Raw genomic sequence first — 16,886 nt, 5'->3', positions numbered from 1 at the left:
GAGACGGTAGCGGGGGCGGGGACCGCCCGCACCCCTATTTCGTGGAGGGGCGCGGTACGCGGCGGCTCACCCGCGGGCGGGCGGCGCGGCTACGCGGCGGGGGTGTACGAGAACTCGCCCTCGCCCTCGGCGAACTCACCCTCTTCGAACCCGCCCTCGGGGAACTCGCCCTCCGGGAACTCGCCCTCCTCGGGCATCATCGCGGCGCCGAAGGCGCCCATCAGCTCCTCCGGCTTCAGCTCCGTGGCACCGGCCGGGGCCGTCGGCTTGGTACCGGCGCTCAGCTTGAGGCTGAGACCCACCTTCTCCCCCTTCGCGCTCTCGGTGAGCTTGGCGAGGTCGATGTACACCTCGGTCAGCTCGCCGTTCTTGAGCGTGAAGTCGGCGGTCACCTTGTCGGCGGGGACGTCCTTCAGCTCGGCGGCCGAGGGCAGCTCCACGCCCGGCGGCAGCTCCTTGGAGAACGGGCGGATCTCGTCGACGAGGTCCGTGATCAGGGTGCGGAACGGCGCCATCGCCGAGATGCGCTCCGTACCGTCCGCACCGCCGGCCGTCGTGAACTCGACGTCACGGGAGACGACCTGGCGCAGCGCCTCCATCAGCTTCTTCTGGGTCTTGGCGTCGAGCGTGGCCTCGGGCGCCGGCTCGGGTGCCTCCTCGCCCGGCGCCCGGCCCATCTCCTCGCCGGCCTTCTCCAGCGCCTTGTAGTCGACCTTGATCCAGTCGCCCTCCAGGACCTTCTTGAAGGCGCCCGCCTCCGGCGGCAGTTCGTCGGTCGACGGCAGGGGGCTGCCCATGGCCTCGCCGAGCGCCTCGACGTCGGCCCGGAAGTAGGCGTGGTCGCCGACGAGCCGGTACTCGACCAGGTCGCCGTCCGGGACGCTGACCTTCATCGCCATGCCGACGAAGTCCTCCTCGCCGGACTCGTCGAGCGGCTTCTTCGACTCCACCGTGACGCTGAGCTTCGCCCCGCTGAGCAGGTCCGCGGCCTCCTCCGGGAGCTCCTCGCCGGGCTCGGGGTCGGAACCGGCGTCCAGCTCCACGAGGGTCGCGGCGTCGGCGTCCAGGTCCAGCTCGAAGGAGAGCGACTTCTCCTTGCCGAGCTTCTCGAAGGCCCGGTCCAGCTTCTTCCCGGCGGACAGCTGCTCGACCGTCCCGCAGGCGGCCGAACCCGCCAGGACGGCGCCGACGACGGCGGTGGCGGTGAGGGTCTTGCGTATGGCGCTGATGGTGAGCTCCTCAAGAGTTCGATCACAGGTGATCGACTGCGGTCGGCAAAGGAGACTCACAGCTCGGCCATAGGGTTGTACGGCGGCGGCGATCAGTCCGCGGCGGTGCCGGGCGTCGAGCCGCCGGCGTCCCGTACGCCCCGCCACTGCTCGGCGCCGTACTCCTCGTACCGCTCGACCTCCCTGAAGCCCAGCCTCGCGGCGAGCCGCATCGCCCGGTCGTTGGCGGTCCGCGTGACGAGCGACACGGGCTCGCCGGGCCGTGTGGCCGCGAACCAGTCGAGCGCCGCCCCGCACGCCTCCGCGGCGTACCCGTGCCCCCACGCCCGGGGCAGGAACAGATAGCCGAGGTCGGTCCGCCCGTCCTTCCCGGGATCCAGCGTCACCACGCCGATCATCGCGCCGTCGCGCTCGACGACGAAGGCGCCGGGACGCCGGCCCGGCACCTCGGGCATCGCGGCTTCCAGCTCCTCACGCGGCCGGGCGCCCCCCACGTACGTCCCCACCTCGGGTGACGAAAACAGTTCGACGAAGGCCGGCCGGTCCTGGGCCGCCGCCTCGCGCAGCACGAGCCGTCCGGTCCGCAGGGGCGCGGGTGGCCAGGAGTCAGCACCGAGTTCGGTCATGACGGGCAGGCTAGCGCAGCGGCGCCGCGAAGGCGTCAAGTAACGGACGGCACAAGGCGGTTCAGGACCGCTCGCGTCACGGATCCGGTCATTCCGCCACGTCCCCGAGCGCGTCCGGGAGCGGTCAGGCCCAGGTCGGCTGCTTGTCGAACCGCAGGTCCCTCAACGAGCGCGCGAGTCGAGGGCCGACGACGACGGCGAGCAGCACCGGCCGCGACCCCTGGGCGAGCATCAGCCGGCGCCCCGGACCGCTGTACACGCACAGTCCCGGCCGGGGGCGGTCGTCCCGTACGTCAAGGGCCAGACCGGCCCACGGGCCGTCCTCCCGGGTGAGCCCCTCGCTTCGCACTCGCATGCCGGGACCCTGGACGGACGCCGACCGCCGCCGGGCGCCCCCCGGGGGGCGGCGCCCGGCGCGGGGCGTCAGCTGGCGTTCGGGCCGACGTCGGCGGTCGTCAGCGGGCGGCGGACCGGGGCGAGGGTCGAGTACTCGTCGGCACCGACGTCGCGGGCGGCGCCCCGCGTGTGGCCGTCCGCGTCCTCGGTCAGGGCCAGGGAGGTGAGGGTGGCGGCGTCGACGGCCGGGCTGCCCGCGGTGAGGCGGTGCACCCCGTCGGCGTCCTTCCGGAGCAGGGGGTCGACGCGGCGGAAGCCGGCGGACGGGATCGTGCCGTCGGCGGCCGAGCCCCACAGGATGTTGCCCTGCCAGACGAAGCCGGGGGCGCTGTCGAGGTCGACCAGGCTGCCGGCCGAGGCGACGAGGACGTTGTCGGCGACGACGACGTCGCGCGGCTCGTACGTCCGGCTCTCGCCGGAGATCGTCGTCGCGTTGCCGACGAGCGTGTTGTGCGCGATGACCGCCCGGTCGCAGGCGTCGTTGCCGCGCCGCTCCTCGGTCGTCTCGCCCTCGTGGTGGTCGCGGGTGGTGCCGCTGCCGATGACGATGCCGCGGGAGGTGGTGCCCGAGACGTGGTTGTTCACGACGAGGTGGTCGTTGCCGTACAGGCGGATGCCGTTCGCGCCGCCGAGGACGTGGTTGCCGGCCACGGTGGTGGCGTTGCCGTGCCGCAGCACGATGCCGCCCTTGCTGCTCCGCAGGGTGTTGTAGCGGATGGTGTTCCCGGAGGACTTGACCGAGATCGCCTCGGGGTCGCCGTCGCAGCGCTCGAAGAGGTTGTACTCGACCAGGGCGTCGGCCGTGGAGAGCGCGCGGTGGCTGACACCGAGGCGGATCGCCTCGCCGCCGTTGGACCCGGTGTAGGAGTGGTCGGCGAAGTAGTTGCGGAAGATGTGGGTCCGCTGGGCCATGGCGGTCGTGCCGGGGCCGTCGACGACGAGGAAGATGCCCTGGGAACTACGGTGGTGGAAGTAGTTCCGGTCGATCTTGGCGTCGTCGCCGCGCACCGTCAGCCAGTCGAGCCCGGCGCTGTCGGCGAGCTTGAAGTCGTTGCGCGTCAGCCGGATCCGGGAACAGTCGGCGGGGATGGCGAACGTGCTCGTCTGCCGGAACGCGAACCCGCTGATCGTGATGTTGGCGGACGCCGAGAGCACGAAGCCGACCGGCCCGTTGAGCACGGCGCCGCCGCGGCCGGCCGACACGATCGTGATCGGCGCGGCCGTCGTCCCCTGCTTGCCCGTGATCCGGATGCCGGACGAGGGCACGGTGTACGAACCGTCCGCGAGGACGATCCGGTCGCCGGGCGCGGCGGCGTCGATCGCGCTCTGCAGCGCCGCGATACTGCTGACGTTGACGGTCTCGGCCGCCGAGGCCGTCCCCTGCGCGGCCCCGACGACGGGAACGGCCAGAGCGGCGGCCGAGCCCATCAGACTGCCCTTGAGAAACGTACGTCGTCGCATGATGCAAGCCTCCTGGAAGTGGTCCCCTCCACTCTCCCGGCGACCCCTGCCGTCCCGCTGACGCCTCACTAACGCGCCCGCGCGGCCCCGGGTTTCCCGGCCGCTCAGGGGCCCTCGCTCAGGTCCGCCGCGTACGCCAGCTCGCGGACGTCCGGCTCCGGGTGGCGGCGCAGGGCGATCACGGCGGCCCGGCACGGCTCCGGCCAGCCCTGCCGGGATCCGAGGGCCGTCGCGAGGGCGGCGGCGAGAAGACCGCGCACGAGGTCGCCGCCGTCGCCGAGCGTCCGTACGACGGCGAGGACGGCGGCGGGGTCGGCGAGGCGCGGGCGGTACCGATGGGCCTCGTCGAGGTCCTCGGCGGCACCGGCCGCCAGCACCGGACGGCCCGCGCCGGCGTCCGCCAACGCGTCCACGGCGGCCGCGAGTTCGCCCTCCGTCGAGGCCATGTCGACCGCCCGGACGAGGAGTCCGACACGGGTGGTCGCGGCCAGCGGCTCGTCCGCCAGCCGGCGGGCCAGGACAGCGCAGTCCCGGGGTTCCTGACGCGGCGACGACAGGAGGGACCGCAGCCTGCGGAGCGCCGGCAGATCGCCGTTCCGGCCGCCGCCCTCCGGCTCGCCCGCCGCGACGCGCGCCAGCAGGCGGTCCACCGCCTCGCACAGCAGGCTGCCCGGCGCCACGCCGCCGACGGGGTGCGGAAGCCCGGACCGGGACAGCTCGTTGAGCCCTGAGCTCACCGACCAGAGCGCGCCCGGCCTCGTGACGTCCGTGTAGACCGCCACGAGCGCGTCGCCCGCCTCCGGCGCGTGACGCGCCCAGTCGGCCAGGCCGGACAGGGCCCGGCCCGCCGTCTCCTCGTCGGCGGCGAACGCCAGCGGGGCGACCAGCGCGCCGAACCGCCTCCGGTGCGCACCCGCCAACTCACCCGGACGCACGCCCAGGACGGCGAGCCGCGCCGGCTCCGGCCCCTCGGCCACCGCCGCCTCCAGCAGCGCCCACATCTCCTCGGCGGGCAGCAGGGCGGTCGCGAGGCCGACGACGGTGGCGTGCACATCCGGATGGACGCCCGGAGTCCGGGCCACCCGGGACAGCAGCGCGGTGGCGGCCGCCGGGGGAAGGTGACGGACGGCGAGCCGCGCGGCGGCCTTCCGGACGGTGACCTTCACCCCCGTCTCGCGGGTCAGGACGGCCTGGAGGAGGTCCGCGACCCGCGAGGGCCGGGCGTGGCGGGCGGCGCGGCCGGCGGCCGACCACGCCGCGGCGGCCCCGTCGTCGCCCGCGTGGTCGAGCAGCGTGCGCAGGGCCGACTCCGGTGCGTCGGTGTGCGCGGCGGCGTCCAGGGCGGCCGCCGCGAGCGCGGGCTCGACGCGCCCGGCGGGGGCCTCGGTCGCCCCGCCGTCCGGTGGCGGGGCGTACCGCCGGAGCAGGGCCCGGCCGTGGACGGGAACCGGCGCGACCGCGCGGAGCAGCGCGGCCCGTTCGTCGACGCCCCGGCCGGAATCCGCGACGGCGGCCGCCGCCAGCCGGGCCGCGGCCTCCTGCTGCCGGGGCAGCCACCGGTCGGCGTACCGGAACGGCGGCAGCGCCCGTCCCGCCCCCGCCGCCGGGAACCGGCCCCCGGGGCGCGGGGACTCCGCAAGGGCCGCGTCCAGGAGGTCCGTGCGCTCGGCGGCCAGGACGGTGAGCACCTCCGGCAGGAAGACCGCCGAGGGCTCCCGGTCCAGGAGTGCGGCGACGCGGTCGCCGCGGGTGGCGGGATCGGCGAGCCAGGCGGCGGCGACATCGCCGAAACGCGCGTCAGGACAGACGGTCAGCGCCTTTTCCAGGCGGTCCCGCAGCCCGGGGACACCGTACCCGCGACGCCCGCAGGACGCGGCCAGGGCGAGCAGCGGCGCGACGTCGCCGCGGGCGGCGCTACGGTCCAGCCACGGGCCGAGCGCGCCGACCACGACGCGTATCCCTGCTCGCCCCGACGACCGTGGGAGGGAACCGAGTTCGACCGTGCCGGTGTGTGCGGTCAGGGCCTCCAGGAGGCGCCCGGCCAGGGTCGCCGTCGGTACGGCGGACGTCGCGTCGGAGAGCAGCGTCACGGCCACCCCGCGGACCGTGTCGCGGGTCCGGTCGGAGCAGTCACGGGCGCTCAGGGCGTCCAGGCACAGCCGCTCCAGGGACTCGGCGCCCCGCACGTCGTCCGTGACCGCGGCGAGCAGCAGCGGGGCCGGGACGAGGGTGAAGGAGTCGAGGACGTCCTGGCGGACCGGGTCGCGCTCGTGGGCGAGGCGCCCGGCGGCCCGGGCGAGGACCGCGGCGATCTCCTCCGGGTCACGGCTCAGGCCGGCGTTGAGGATCAGCCGGGACCAGGCCGTGCACCGGTCTTCGGCGTCCCCGGTGGCGAGACCGGCGAGGAGCCGCGGACGGGCCTCGTCCGGGGGGAGCAGGACGAGCAGGTCCTGGGCGTCCCCCGCCGGACCGCCCTCGGCCTCGGCCGCGTCGACGGCGGCCCGCGCCCGTGCGTGCCGCTCGGCCGCGGGCAGCAGCTCGAGCAAGCCCGGGTGCGCCCGGACGTTCCGGCGCGGAGGGGCCGCGGCCACGACGGCGTCCAGGAACGCGCCCCGGCGCGCCGGAGGCACCGCCCGCAGCAGTGTGCGGAAGGCGTTCCGGTGGAACCAGTGCGCCCCCAGCGCGGGCAGCGACGGAGGGTCGGCGGCCACCAGCCGCCGCATGACCGCGGGCCCGGGCGTCCGCTCCCATCGCCCCGCCATCCGCTCCGGGTCGGCGAACCACCGCGCGACGCGTTCGGGGTCCACCGCGACGAGATCGGCCAGCCGGTCGTGCACCGGCCCGGGGAGGTCGTCGGGGCCGTACGCCTCCAGCAGGCCCAGTACGCGCTCCGGCGCGGCGGCCAGCGCCGTGGCGAGCCCGGTCGCGAACCGCTTCCACCAGGCGTTGCGCGCCCACCGGGTCAGCGGCGCGAGTTCGCGCTCGGCGTGGTCGAGCACCGCCGCCGCATGCCGTCGGGCCAGGATGCTCCAGTCCTCGTACGCGAGGACGCCCGCGACCTCGGGCAGCAGCCGGGCGGTGAATTCCTTGGTGCAGCCCGCCAGCAGCAGGGCGGCGTCCCGGTCGCCGTACTCGACGCGTGCCCGCCGTACGAGCCGCTCGGCGAGCGCGGACCGCCGCCCGTCGCGCAGCAGCCGGGCGAGATCGGCGCGGACCACGGCCGGGGCGTCGGTGTAGGCGGCCTCGACGGCCAGGTCGAAGGAGCGGTCCGCCGCGGCGACGGGCAGGCGGTGGGCGCAGCGGAGCGCGTACCGGCGGACCACGGGGTCGAGGTCCCCGAGCCGGGCGAGCAGGTACGCGGTGTCCCCGGCGGCGAGCGCCGCGAGCGCGCCCAGCCGCCGTTCGTACGCGCCGAGCGCGTCCAACCGGGCGAGGAGCGGGCGCAGTTCGTCCCGGGCGGCGAGCCGGTGCGCGGTGACGGCGGTGAACCTGAGCCGGGCGGCGTGGGGCAGGGCTTCGAGAGCGGCGAGCAGTTCGCCGGCGGTGGAGATCATCGCGGGCATTGTGCCCGACGGCTTCGCCCCGGGCCCATCGAATATCGCCGCGCGAGGGCGGCCACGGCCGGGGCACGTCCATGTCGGATTCCTGCCGGACGGCGGCGGCCCCCCACTGCTTGGCTCAGCCCATGACCAGCAACGCATCGCACGGATCCGCGCTCTTCCGCTCCCTCCACACCCCCGCCCGTCCGCTCGCGCTCGCCAACGCCTGGGACGCGGCCAGCGCCCGGATCGTCGAGGCCGCGGGCGCTCCCGCGATCGCCACGACCAGCGCCGGTGTCGCCTGGTCGCTGGGCGCCCCCGACGGGGACCGGGTGTCCCGGGACCTCGCGCTGGAGGCCATCGGCCGGATCGCGGCGGCGGTCGCCGTCCCGGTGAGCGCCGACATCGAGGGAGGGCACGGCCGGAGCCCCGAGGAGGTCGCGGACACCGCCGCCCGTGTCCTGGAGGCCGGTGCCGCGGGCGTCAACATCGAGGACGGTGCCCGCCCGCCGGGGGTCCTCGCCGCGCGACTGGAGGCCGTCCGCGCCGCCGCGAGCCGGGCGGGCGCCGACCTCTTCGTCAACGCCCGGGTCGACACCTACCTGCTGGGCCTGGGCGACCCGGAGAGCCGGCTGCGGGACACGCTGGCGCGGGCCCGCGCGTACGTCGACGCCGGCGCGGACGGCGTCTTCGTCCCCGGCGTCACCGACCCCGGCCTCATCCGGTCCCTCGCCGACGCCCTGACCGTCCCCCTCAACGTCATGGCGGGCCCGGGCGCGCCCTCGGTGCCGGAGCTGGGCGCCCTGGGCGTGGCCCGCGTCAGCCTCGGTCCGGCCCTCGCCCAGTCCGCCTACGCGGTGGTCCGGCAGGCGGCGCGGGAGCTGTACGGCGAGGGCACGTACGCGCCCTCGCTGCGGCGGGCCCTGGACTACTCGGAGGTCAACGGGCTGTTCGCCGCGTCCGAATGACCGCGGATGCCCCTTCGGGCGGCTCCGCGGGGCGTCGATGATCGGAGGATCCGACGATCGGCCCGTTATGCTGCCTTGTCCCCGTGGCCAGGAAGGAACCCCGTATGAGCAGCGCCGTCTCCCCGTTCCCCGCTCGGATCGAGCTGGCGGGAGAAGGGCTCGTCCTGCGCGACTGGACCGAGGCGGACGTGTCCGCGATGCCGGACCTGTTCGAAGACCCCGAGGTCGCGTACTGGACGCCGATCGTCTCGCCCTTCGACGCCCAGGCCGCCGCCGCGCGCGTGGAGACGGCCCGGAGGCTGCGGGCGGAGGGCACGACCATCCTCCTCGCCATCACCGTCGACGGCGGCGCGCCGCTCGGCGAGGTGATGCTCCGGCGCCTCCCGGACGGCGCGGAACTCGGCTACGCCGTCGGCCCCGCCCACCGCGGCCAGGGCCTCGCGGGCCGCGCGGTACGGGTCATGGCCGGGTACGCCTTCGAGCAGCTCGACCTGGAGCGGGTGGTCCTGGAACTGGAGGCCGAGAACGCGGCCAGCGTCGCCGTGGCCACCAAGACGGGCTTCACCCTCCTCGACGTCCCCCTGATCGAGGGCGAGGAGAAGGGCCGCCCCTTCGCCCTCCAGACCTGGGGCCTCTCCCGGACCCCCGGGGCCCCCTGAACCCCGGGGCGACGGTCCGTCCTTCCAGCGCGGCGGACGACCCCGTGCACCGCGCGGGCCCGCTGCCGGGCGAGCCGGGGTGCCGGCGTTCCGCGGGGAACGCCGCCGCGCTGCGGCTGCTCGACGACACGTACCCATTCGTGGCGACCGGCCCGCGGCGCCACGACGACGGGGCGCACGACGACTGTGCGCACGACGTACGCGCCGTCATGCACCGGTCGGTGCCCGACCCTCGCGGCTGGCTCCGGCTGGACGGTTGACGGCGCCGCCGACGTCCGCCTCACCCTCCCCGCCCACCCCTTCGACCCTCCCGCCCCGCCACGGGTCCGGCGAAAACGCGTCGACAGCGGCCGTGCGGGTCGGAAAGACTCGCGCGATGACCAGAACCTCCGACACACCCGCCGCGTGGGACGAGCGCACCCAGCTCACCACCTTCCTCGACTACGCGCGGGACACCGCCGTCGCCAAGTGCGAGGGACTCTCCGAGGAGCACGCCCGCGCGTCCCTCCTTCCGCACTCGCCGCTCATGACCGTCAGCGGACTGATCAACCACCTGCGCTGGGTGGAGTACTACTGGTTCCGGGTGGTCTTCCTCGGTGAGGAGGACGAGGGCCCCTGGACGGAGGAGGACCCCGACCGCGAAATGCGCATAGCTGTCGACCTCCCGCTCCGGCAGCTGCTCGACGAGTACGCCGCGCACTCCGCCCGCCACCGCGAACTGGTCGCCGCGCACGGCCTGGACACCAAGGCCGCGCGGCCCGTCCGCGGCGGCCTGCACGTCGACCTGCGCTGGATCCTGCACCACCTCGTCGAGGAGACGGCCCGTCACAACGGCCACCTGGACATCCTGCGGGAGATGCTCGACGGCTCCACCGGCTCCTGACCGGAAACCAGGGCGCCGCACGGGGCGCGGACGACGCTCCGCCCGAGCGCGGGGCACGGCCCGACGCCGGCGTGGCCGTCGGCACGGACGCGGTCCGTGCCGCGCCGGAAGGGCTCGGTCAGGGTCGGTACGACGGACCGGCGGGTCACTCCCGCCGGGAGTCCTCCAGCCAGGTGATGCGGGTGAACGTCACCGACCCGGGGTCGCCGGCGAACCACTCGACGAGTACGGGGCGCCCGGGGACGTCCAGGTCGAAGACGTCGCCCCACTGGTCGATGGGACTGGCCCCGGGCGGCACGGTGCCCCGCTCGTGCGCGGCGGTGATGCCGGTCAGGGTCCGTACGGTCGCGGTGAACGTCTCGGGGGCCTCGGCGGACATGGCGGCGAGGACGGCGGCCGCCTGCTCGCTCAGACCGTGGTTCACCAGGCTCCGTTCAGCGAGGCCAGGACGTCCTCCAGGGGCCGGACCCGCATCCCGTCCTCCTCGCCGACCCGCAGCGCACCCGCCTGCGCGCGGTCCGCGTCGCTGCGCCGCGTGTCGGCGACGGCCCGCAGGTGCCACCGCTCCATCACCGCCAGCTGCGCCTCCCCGGCCTCGGCGGCGAGCAACTCCTCCAGGAACGGCCCCTTGCGCCCCGGCGCGAGCGCCGCCGCGATCGCGTTGGCGGTACGGGGCAGAGCAGGCTCGGCGGCCGCCTCGGGGGACACCTCGGCCCCACCGGGTCCGCCGCCACGGGACAGGGCGCCCATCGGGGACTCTCCTTCCGTACGGACGCCTCCTTCTGACGGGGCGTCGACTCGCGTCGTCCACGGTAGAGCAGCGGCCGTCCGTCGAGGGAGCGCACGCGGGCGCGTCGCGAGCGCGGTCGGCGGGGTGCGGGCTGCGAGAATGGCGCCGCCGTGCGTGGAGCGGCTGTCGAACCCGTGACCGAGGGGGCCTTCTGATGCGCAGTGTGACCTATTCGATGGGCGTCTCGCTCGACGGCTACATCGTGGACGCGGACGGCGACATCGACTGGGGCGACCCGGACGAGGAGGTCTTCCGCTTCGTCATCGAGGAGACACGGAAGGTCGGCGTCCATCTCCTGGGCCGACGGCTGTACGAGACGATGCTGTACTGGGAGGGCATGGAGCAGGACCCGACGCTCGACCCCCCGACGCGCGAGTGGGTCGAGGTGTGGAACCCGCTGCCCAAGGTGGTCTTCTCCCGCACCCTGACCGAGGTGCGGGGCCGTGCCCGGCTCGCCGCCGGCAGTCTGGCGGAGGAGATCGAACGGCTGCGGGCGGAGCCGGGGGAGGGCGACATCGCCCTCGGCGGCGCGGACCTCGCCGCCGCGGCCGCCGAGGCGGACCTGATCGACGAGTACCGCATCAGGGTCTCGCCGGTGCTGCTCGGCGGCGGCACCCCCTTCTTCGCCAGGGACCGACGCCGGGTGAAGCTCGAACTCGCCGAATCGCGCACCTTCCGCTCCTCCCAGGTCGTCTACCTCCGCTACCGCGTGGCGCGTTGACGGACGCGCGCCGAGGGGATCGGAGCGGGCGGCGCACCTGACGCGGGCCGTCCTGGAGGGGTTCGCCCCGCGGCCGGAGGGCCGAGACCGACACCTCCGGGTTCCCGCCATGACCGCGCCGCTGGCGCCGCCCTCGCCCACGTCCTCGACGTGCCGCCCCCGACCGGGACGGCCTGACGGCCCGTCCGGACGGACCGACCCGTTGTCGCTCGCCCGTGCGATCATGCGTCCCGACCCGTCGACCACGGGGCGAGCGAGGAACTCCCGGCGGATCGCCCCCTACGACCGCTCCCAACCCGTCGACCTGAATGGCGGGACCGGCACGGCGGGCGACGGCTGTGCCACCGCCACCCGCTCCTGAGCGTGCGCGGCGGCCGGGAGACGAGGATTCCGCGGCCCGCAACATGAGGAATTCCGGAGACAATTCACGTCTGTGACCTGGGGGTTGACTTCCTACCGGCCGGTATCGAGGATCGCGGCCATGGCAGCTACCGCGGACCCGCTCCCGACGTTCCCGCCCGGTTTCCTCTGGGGTGTCTCCACCTCCGCCCACCAGATCGAGGGCGACGTCGCCGGACGCCGCCCCTCGGTCTGGGACGCCTTCAGCGCCGAACCCGGCAGGATCAGGGACGGCTCCAGCGCGGACGTCGCCTGCGACCACGTGGCCCGCTACCGCGAGGACGTCGGCCTCGTCCGCGACCTGGGCGTGGACGCGTACCGCTTCTCCGTCTCCTGGCCGCGCGTCCTCGCCCCCGGCGGGCTCGACTTCTACGACCGGCTCGTCGACGCACTGTGCGCGCAGGGCGTGCGGCCGGTGCCCACCCTCTTCCACTGGGACCTGCCGCTGGAGGTCGAGGAAGCGGGCGGCTGGCTGGAGCGGGACACCGCCCACCGCTTCGCCGCCTACACGGCGACCGTCGCCGCACGGCTCGGCGACCGCGTCCGGACGTGGATCACCCTCAACGAACCCGCCGAGCACACCCTCCTCGGCCATGCGCTCGGCGCCCACGCGCCCGGCAAGGCCCTGCTGTTCGACGCCCTCCCCGTGGCCCACCACCAGCTCCTCGGCCACGGCCTCGCCGCCGGCGCGCTGCGCGCCGCCGGTGCCACGGACATCGGGATCGCCAACTCCCACGGACCGACCTGGCCCGCCTCCGACAGCCCGGCCGACACCGAGGCCGCCGACCTCTACGACCTCCTCCTCAACCGGCTCTTCGCCGACCCGCTGCTGCTCGGCCGCTACCCCGACGGCTTCGGCGACCTCATGCCGGGCGGAGACGTGGACGCCGACCTGAAGACGATCTCCGAGTCCACGCTCGACTGGTACGGCATCAACTTCTACCAGCCGACGAAGGCGGGCGCCCCCACCGCGGCGGACGTCGAGTTCTCCGGACTCACCCTCCCCGCCGGACTGCCCTTCTCCGTCCGCGAGATCGAGGGGTACCCGGTCACCGACTTCGGCTGGCCGGTGGTCCCCGACGCCTTCACCGAACTCCTCCTCTCCTTCCGCGCCCGGTACGGCGACCGCCTGCCGCCCCTGATGATCACCGAGAACGGCTGCGCCTACGACGGCCTCGACGACCAGGACCGCATCGCCTACCTCGACGGGCACCTGCGAGCCCTGCACCGGGCCGTCGAGGCGGGCGTCGACGTCCGCGGCTACTTCCACTGGTCGCTCATGGACAACTTCGAGTGGGCCGAGGGCTACACGAAGCGGTTCGGCCTCGTCCACGTCGACTACGCCACCGGGACGCGCACCCCGAAGGCCTCCTACGCCTGGCTGCGGGACGCCCTGAGAGCACAGCGGGGATGACGGCGCCCGCGCTGGAGGAGCCCACCGAGCGGGTCGGACGCGGGTGGACGGCCGCGCTGTCGCTGGCCAACGGCGCGATCTGGGTCGGTTGGTACGGGCCGCTGCAGATCCTCCTGGCCCAGCAGGCCGAAAGGTTCGCGCCCGGCACCGGGCTCTCCAAGGAGTCGCTGCTCGCCTGGGTGGCCGGCGCCGGAGCGGTGGTGTCGCTCGCCGCGAACCCGCTCTTCGGTGCGCTGTCGGACCGGACCGTGTCGCGGTACGGGCGACGCACCCCCTGGATCGTGGCGGGGACGGCCGGCGGCGTGCCGGCCCTGCTGCTCCTGGGCGCGGCGGACGCCGTCTGGACGCTGTTCGTCGGATGGTGCCTGGTGCAGCTGACGCTGAACGCGGCCTTCGCCGCCGTCACCGCCGCCGTGCCCGACCGGGTGCCGCGCGCCCAGCGGGGCGCGGTGGGCGGCTGGCTCGGCGCCGCGCAGCTCCTGGGCGTCGTCGCCGGTACCGGGCTCGCGGCGGCGGCCGGGGGAGTGGGCGCCGGGTACGCGGCCTGCGCGCTGTTCACCCTCCTCGGCGTCGCCCCGTACGTTCTGCGCCACCCGGACCTGCGCCTCGCCCCGGCCGACCGGCCCGCCTGGTCCTGGCGGAGCTTCCTCGCCGGGTTCCGGCTGAGCCCCCGCGCCCACCCCGACCTCGCGTGGGCCTGGCTGACCCGCTTCCTGGTCAACCTGGGCAACGCGCTCGTCCTCCTCTACCTCTTCTACTACCTGCGCGACCGGCTCCACCACCCGGACCCGGAGACCGGCGTCCTCGTCCTGACGGCGGTCAACGGCGCGACCCTCCTCGCGACCGTCGTCGTCGGAGGCATCTGGTCGGACCGCGTGGGCCGGCGCAAACCGTTCGTCCTGTGGTCCGGGATCCTGACGGCGGCGGCGACCGGCCTGCTCGCCGGCTGGCAGACCTGGCCCGGCGCCCTCGTCGCCGCGGCCCTCCTCGGCGTCGGCTTCGGGATCTTCACCTCCGTCGACTTCGCCCTCATGACCGACGTCCTTCCGAAGGCCGCCGACCGCGGCAAGGACCTCGGCGTCATCAACATCGCCAACTCCCTGCCCCAGGTCGCCGCCCCGGCCCTCGCCGCCCCGCTCGTCAACCACCTCGGCGGCTACCGCACCCTCTACGCGGTGGCGGCGGCCGTCGGCCTGCTCGGCGCGGTGCTGGTCCGTCGGATCAGGGGGGTGGACTGAGGCGCCGCGTCGCCGACCGGCGCGTCAGGCGGAGAACGACCCCGCGCCGCCCGGCACATGGGTGCCGTGGCCGGGCTGCACGACCACGGAGGGGCCGAGGCAGAACGGGTTGCCGTAGATCCGCACCGGTCCGTCCGTCCGGTTGGTCAGCACGTGCGCGGCCGTGGACAGTTGCCGGCAGCCGGACGGGTCCCGGTAGACGTCGAGAGGCTGGACCTCCGTGGAGAAGACGACGACGTCGCCGGAGGCTGCGGCCTGGGCGGAGCCCGCCAGGCCGAGTACCGCACTCGCGGCGAGCAGGGAGAGCAGAACGGCTCGGGTACGCATGAGACATCCTCGGCACGGTGAAGGTCCCGCATCGGCGCGGGCTCGCACCACAGCTACCGGACCGCACCCCCCAAGATCCATTTCCAGGGGGTGGTTTCACTCTCCAGGCCGAGCGGATCCCAGCCGGAGGGGCCGCACGCGGGAAGCCGGGCGGGAGCCGCCGCCCGGATCCCGCCCCCGGCGGACGCGCCGTGGCTAGGGTGGCCGGGACGGGGGACGGGGAGGGGGCCGGGTGGGACGGACGGAGAGGGAGCCGGGGCGGGCGGTGCTGCCCGGGCCGTTGCGCGGGTGGCTGGGGGCGATCGCGGGGCTCGCGGCCCTCGCGGTGGTCGCGCTCGGGGCCCGGTACGGGGGCGCCGACGGGCCCGGCGGGGGCGACGTCAGGGTCCGGGCTCTGGCCGGGGAGTCCGGGGCGGCGTGGCGGGACCTGGCCGAGGGCGCCGACTTCCTGGGCGAGCCCGCGGGGGCGGTGGGCCTCGTCGCGGTCGGGGTGCTCGGGTGCCTATGGGTGCGGTGGCCCCGCGCGGCCGTGCTCCTCGTCGGCGGCGTCGGGACGGCCGTGGCCGCGACGACCCTCCTGAAGCCCGTCGTGGGGCGGACCATCCACGGCGGACACCTCGCCTTCCCGAGCGGGCACACCGCCTTCCTCACCGCGTTCGCCCTGGTCCTGGCGCTGGTGGTGAGCGGCAGGCTCGGCCTCGGCCGCACGGCCGGCCTGTCGCTCGTCCTCGCCGCCGGGACGGTCGGCGGCGCCGTCATGGGCTGGGCCCAGGTCGTGCTGGACGCCCACTACCCGACGGACGTCCTCGGCGGCTGGTGCACCGCCTTCGCGGTCGTCCCGGCGGTCGCGTGGGCGGTCGACCGAGCCGCCGACTCCCGTGCCCAGGACGAGAATTGACGCGGCGTCCGGTCACGCCAGGCGGCGGAAGACCGGTCTCACCGGCCGCCCCGCCAGCCAGGGCGTCGGATCGCCCGCGTCCAGGGCCTTCCGGTACACCGCGCACGCCTGCGCCACCACGTCGACGGTGTGGTCGACGTCGGCGTCGTCGAGGGCGCTGCTCACCACGAAGGACGGGGCGAGCACGCCGCCCGCCAGGAGCCGGCGCAGGAACAGGGTCCGGTACTCCTGGGACGGTCGTCCGTCCCCGTCGAGCGTGGCGAAGACCAGGTTGCTGGGCCGGCCCCGTACGACGACGTGGTCCGCGACGCCCATGGCCGCCGCGACCTCGCGCACCCCGGCGGCGAGCCGGTCGCCGAGGGCGTGCAGCCGGGCGGTGACGCCCTCCTCCGTGTAGATGCGCTGCACGGCCATCGCGGCGGCCAGCGCGTGCGTCTCCGCGCCGTGCGTGGTGGACAGCAGGAAGACCCGCTCCCCGGAGTGCCGCAGACCGCCGCGCTCCATCAGCTCGCGTCGGCCGGCCAGCGCCGAGACGGCGAAGCCGTTGCCGAGGGCCTTGCCGAAGGTGGAGAGGTCGGGGACGACGCCGTACAGGCCCTGGGCGCCCGCCTCGGACCAGCGGAAACCGGTGATCATCTCGTCGAAGACCAGCACGCACCCGTGCCGGTCGGCCAGGGCGCGCAGTCCGGCGAGGTAGCCGGGCGGCGGCTCGGTCTGGGTGGCGGGTTCCAGGATCAGACAGGCGACCTCGCCCTCGTACCGGCGGAGCAGTTCCTCCGTGGCGGGCAGGTCGCCGTAGGGGAAGCGCACGGTGAGGTCCGTGGTCGCGGTGGGGATGCCGGCCGCCATGGGAGTGGTGCCGATGAACCAGTCGTCGACCGAGAAGAAGGGGTGGTCGGCGCAGACGGCGACCCGGGCGCGGCCGGTGGCGGCGCGGGCCAGGCGGACGGCGGCCGTGGTGGCGTCCGAGCCGTTCTTCGCGAACTTCACCATGTCCGCCGTCGGCACGGTGGCCAGGAAGCGTTCCGCCGCGTCGATCTCCACGACGGACGGCCGGACGAAGCTGCCGCCGCGTTCCAGCTCCCGCCGCACCGCCTCCAGCACGCGCGGGTGCGCGTGGCCGAGGCTGACCGACCGCAGGCCCGAGCCGTACTCGACGTACCGGTTGCCGTCGACGTCCCAGACGTGGGCGCCGTGCCCGTGGCTGATGACCGGCGCCAGGTGCTCCGGGTACTGGTCGTCGCCCTTGGCGTAGGTGTGCGCGCCGCCCGGGATCAGCGCGTGCAGGCGCTCGTTGGCCGCCCGCGACCGGGGGAGCGTGAACTCCTCGGTGTCCAT

Annotated in this window: 16 protein-coding genes; 7 read left to right on the top strand and 9 right to left on the bottom strand. The window is 75.2% G+C overall.

What is annotated here, in order from left to right; genetic code table 11:
- Positions 1 to 89 precede the first annotated feature (89 nt).
- The 5 genes from ACFZCF_RS18235 to ACFZCF_RS18215 all read right to left on the bottom strand — a co-directional run bounded on the left by ACFZCF_RS18235 (position 90) and on the right by ACFZCF_RS18215 (position 7,266).
- Positions 90 to 1,289 carry a hypothetical protein gene (locus ACFZCF_RS18235; RefSeq protein ID WP_391287253.1) on the bottom strand — a complete coding sequence of 400 codons (1,200 nt, stop codon included), beginning with the start codon at positions 1,287 to 1,289 and terminating at the stop codon, positions 90 to 92.
- A 32-nt stretch (positions 1,290 to 1,321) separates the two neighbouring features.
- Positions 1,322 to 1,855: a GNAT family N-acetyltransferase gene (locus ACFZCF_RS18230; protein WP_391287252.1), complete on the bottom strand. Its 534-nt coding sequence runs from the start codon at positions 1,853 to 1,855 to the stop codon at positions 1,322 to 1,324.
- Positions 1,856 to 1,979: 124 nt separating this feature from the next.
- The gene (locus ACFZCF_RS18225; RefSeq protein ID WP_391287251.1) at positions 1,980 to 2,210 is read right to left on the bottom strand and encodes a hypothetical protein; all 231 of its coding nucleotides are present in this window, start codon (positions 2,208 to 2,210) and stop codon (positions 1,980 to 1,982) included.
- 68 nt (positions 2,211 to 2,278) lie between these two features.
- Positions 2,279 to 3,712: a chondroitinase-B domain-containing protein gene (locus tag ACFZCF_RS18220; protein WP_391287250.1), complete on the bottom strand. Its 1,434-nt coding sequence runs from the start codon at positions 3,710 to 3,712 to the stop codon at positions 2,279 to 2,281.
- Positions 3,713 to 3,816: 104 nt separating this feature from the next.
- A complete protein-coding gene (locus ACFZCF_RS18215; protein ID WP_391287249.1) occupies positions 3,817 to 7,266 on the bottom strand; it encodes a hypothetical protein in 3,450 nt (1,149 codons plus the stop codon).
- 131 nt (positions 7,267 to 7,397) lie between these two features.
- Here ACFZCF_RS18215 and ACFZCF_RS18210 point away from each other — a divergent pair, with 131 nt between their 5' ends.
- The 3 genes from ACFZCF_RS18210 to ACFZCF_RS18200 all read left to right on the top strand — a co-directional run bounded on the left by ACFZCF_RS18210 (position 7,398) and on the right by ACFZCF_RS18200 (position 9,761).
- The gene (locus ACFZCF_RS18210) at positions 7,398 to 8,219 is read left to right on the top strand and encodes an isocitrate lyase/phosphoenolpyruvate mutase family protein (protein WP_391287248.1); all 822 of its coding nucleotides are present in this window, start codon (positions 7,398 to 7,400) and stop codon (positions 8,217 to 8,219) included.
- 104 nt (positions 8,220 to 8,323) lie between these two features.
- Positions 8,324 to 8,878, top strand: a complete 555-nt coding sequence (locus ACFZCF_RS18205) for a GNAT family N-acetyltransferase (protein ID WP_391287247.1) — start codon at positions 8,324 to 8,326, stop codon at positions 8,876 to 8,878.
- A 376-nt stretch (positions 8,879 to 9,254) separates the two neighbouring features.
- Entirely contained in the window at positions 9,255 to 9,761 is a 507-nt protein-coding gene (locus ACFZCF_RS18200) for a DinB family protein (protein ID WP_388444173.1), read from the top strand.
- A gap of 145 nt (positions 9,762 to 9,906) precedes the next feature.
- Here the strand turns inward: ACFZCF_RS18200 and ACFZCF_RS18195 are convergent, their stop codons facing one another.
- Together ACFZCF_RS18195 and ACFZCF_RS18190 are read right to left on the bottom strand one after the other, a co-directional pair.
- Positions 9,907 to 10,185, bottom strand: a complete 279-nt coding sequence (locus tag ACFZCF_RS18195; RefSeq protein ID WP_388444170.1) for a hypothetical protein — start codon at positions 10,183 to 10,185, stop codon at positions 9,907 to 9,909.
- Complete coding sequence (locus ACFZCF_RS18190; RefSeq protein ID WP_391287246.1) at positions 10,182 to 10,511, bottom strand: hypothetical protein; 330 nt, start codon at positions 10,509 to 10,511, stop codon at positions 10,182 to 10,184. The genes ACFZCF_RS18195 and ACFZCF_RS18190 overlap by 4 nt, the downstream gene beginning before the upstream one ends.
- A 194-nt stretch (positions 10,512 to 10,705) precedes the next feature.
- On the opposite strand from ACFZCF_RS18190, the gene ACFZCF_RS18185 reads away from it, so the two are divergent.
- The 3 genes from ACFZCF_RS18185 to ACFZCF_RS18175 all read left to right on the top strand — a co-directional run bounded on the left by ACFZCF_RS18185 (position 10,706) and on the right by ACFZCF_RS18175 (position 14,323).
- Positions 10,706 to 11,272, top strand: coding sequence for a dihydrofolate reductase family protein (locus ACFZCF_RS18185; RefSeq protein WP_391287245.1), 567 nt, complete (start codon positions 10,706 to 10,708; stop codon positions 11,270 to 11,272).
- A gap of 481 nt (positions 11,273 to 11,753) precedes the next feature.
- The gene (locus ACFZCF_RS18180; RefSeq protein ID WP_391287244.1) at positions 11,754 to 13,085 is read left to right on the top strand and encodes a GH1 family beta-glucosidase; all 1,332 of its coding nucleotides are present in this window, start codon (positions 11,754 to 11,756) and stop codon (positions 13,083 to 13,085) included.
- Positions 13,082 to 14,323: an MFS transporter gene (locus tag ACFZCF_RS18175; RefSeq protein ID WP_391287243.1), complete on the top strand. Its 1,242-nt coding sequence runs from the start codon at positions 13,082 to 13,084 to the stop codon at positions 14,321 to 14,323. The genes ACFZCF_RS18180 and ACFZCF_RS18175 overlap by 4 nt, the downstream gene beginning before the upstream one ends.
- A 24-nt stretch (positions 14,324 to 14,347) precedes the next feature.
- Here the strand turns inward: ACFZCF_RS18175 and ACFZCF_RS18170 are convergent, their stop codons facing one another.
- Complete coding sequence (locus tag ACFZCF_RS18170) at positions 14,348 to 14,650, bottom strand: hypothetical protein (RefSeq protein WP_388444152.1); 303 nt, start codon at positions 14,648 to 14,650, stop codon at positions 14,348 to 14,350.
- A gap of 232 nt (positions 14,651 to 14,882) precedes the next feature.
- Between ACFZCF_RS18170 and ACFZCF_RS18165 the strand changes: the two genes are divergently transcribed.
- Positions 14,883 to 15,548, top strand: a complete 666-nt coding sequence (locus ACFZCF_RS18165) for a phosphatase PAP2 family protein (RefSeq protein WP_391287242.1) — start codon at positions 14,883 to 14,885, stop codon at positions 15,546 to 15,548.
- A 12-nt stretch (positions 15,549 to 15,560) separates the two neighbouring features.
- Here the strand turns inward: ACFZCF_RS18165 and ACFZCF_RS18160 are convergent, their stop codons facing one another.
- On the bottom strand, positions 15,561 to 16,886 hold the full coding sequence (locus ACFZCF_RS18160) for a glutamate-1-semialdehyde 2,1-aminomutase (RefSeq protein WP_391287241.1): 1,326 nt from the start codon (positions 16,884 to 16,886) through the stop codon (positions 15,561 to 15,563).

Source organism: Streptomyces sp. NPDC007945 (assembly GCF_042958885.1).
In the GTDB taxonomy this organism is placed as follows: Bacteria; Actinomycetota; Actinomycetes; order Streptomycetales; family Streptomycetaceae; genus Streptomyces.
Note: the sequence above shows the minus strand (reverse complement) of the source record. Positions and strands in the feature narration are given on the sequence as shown.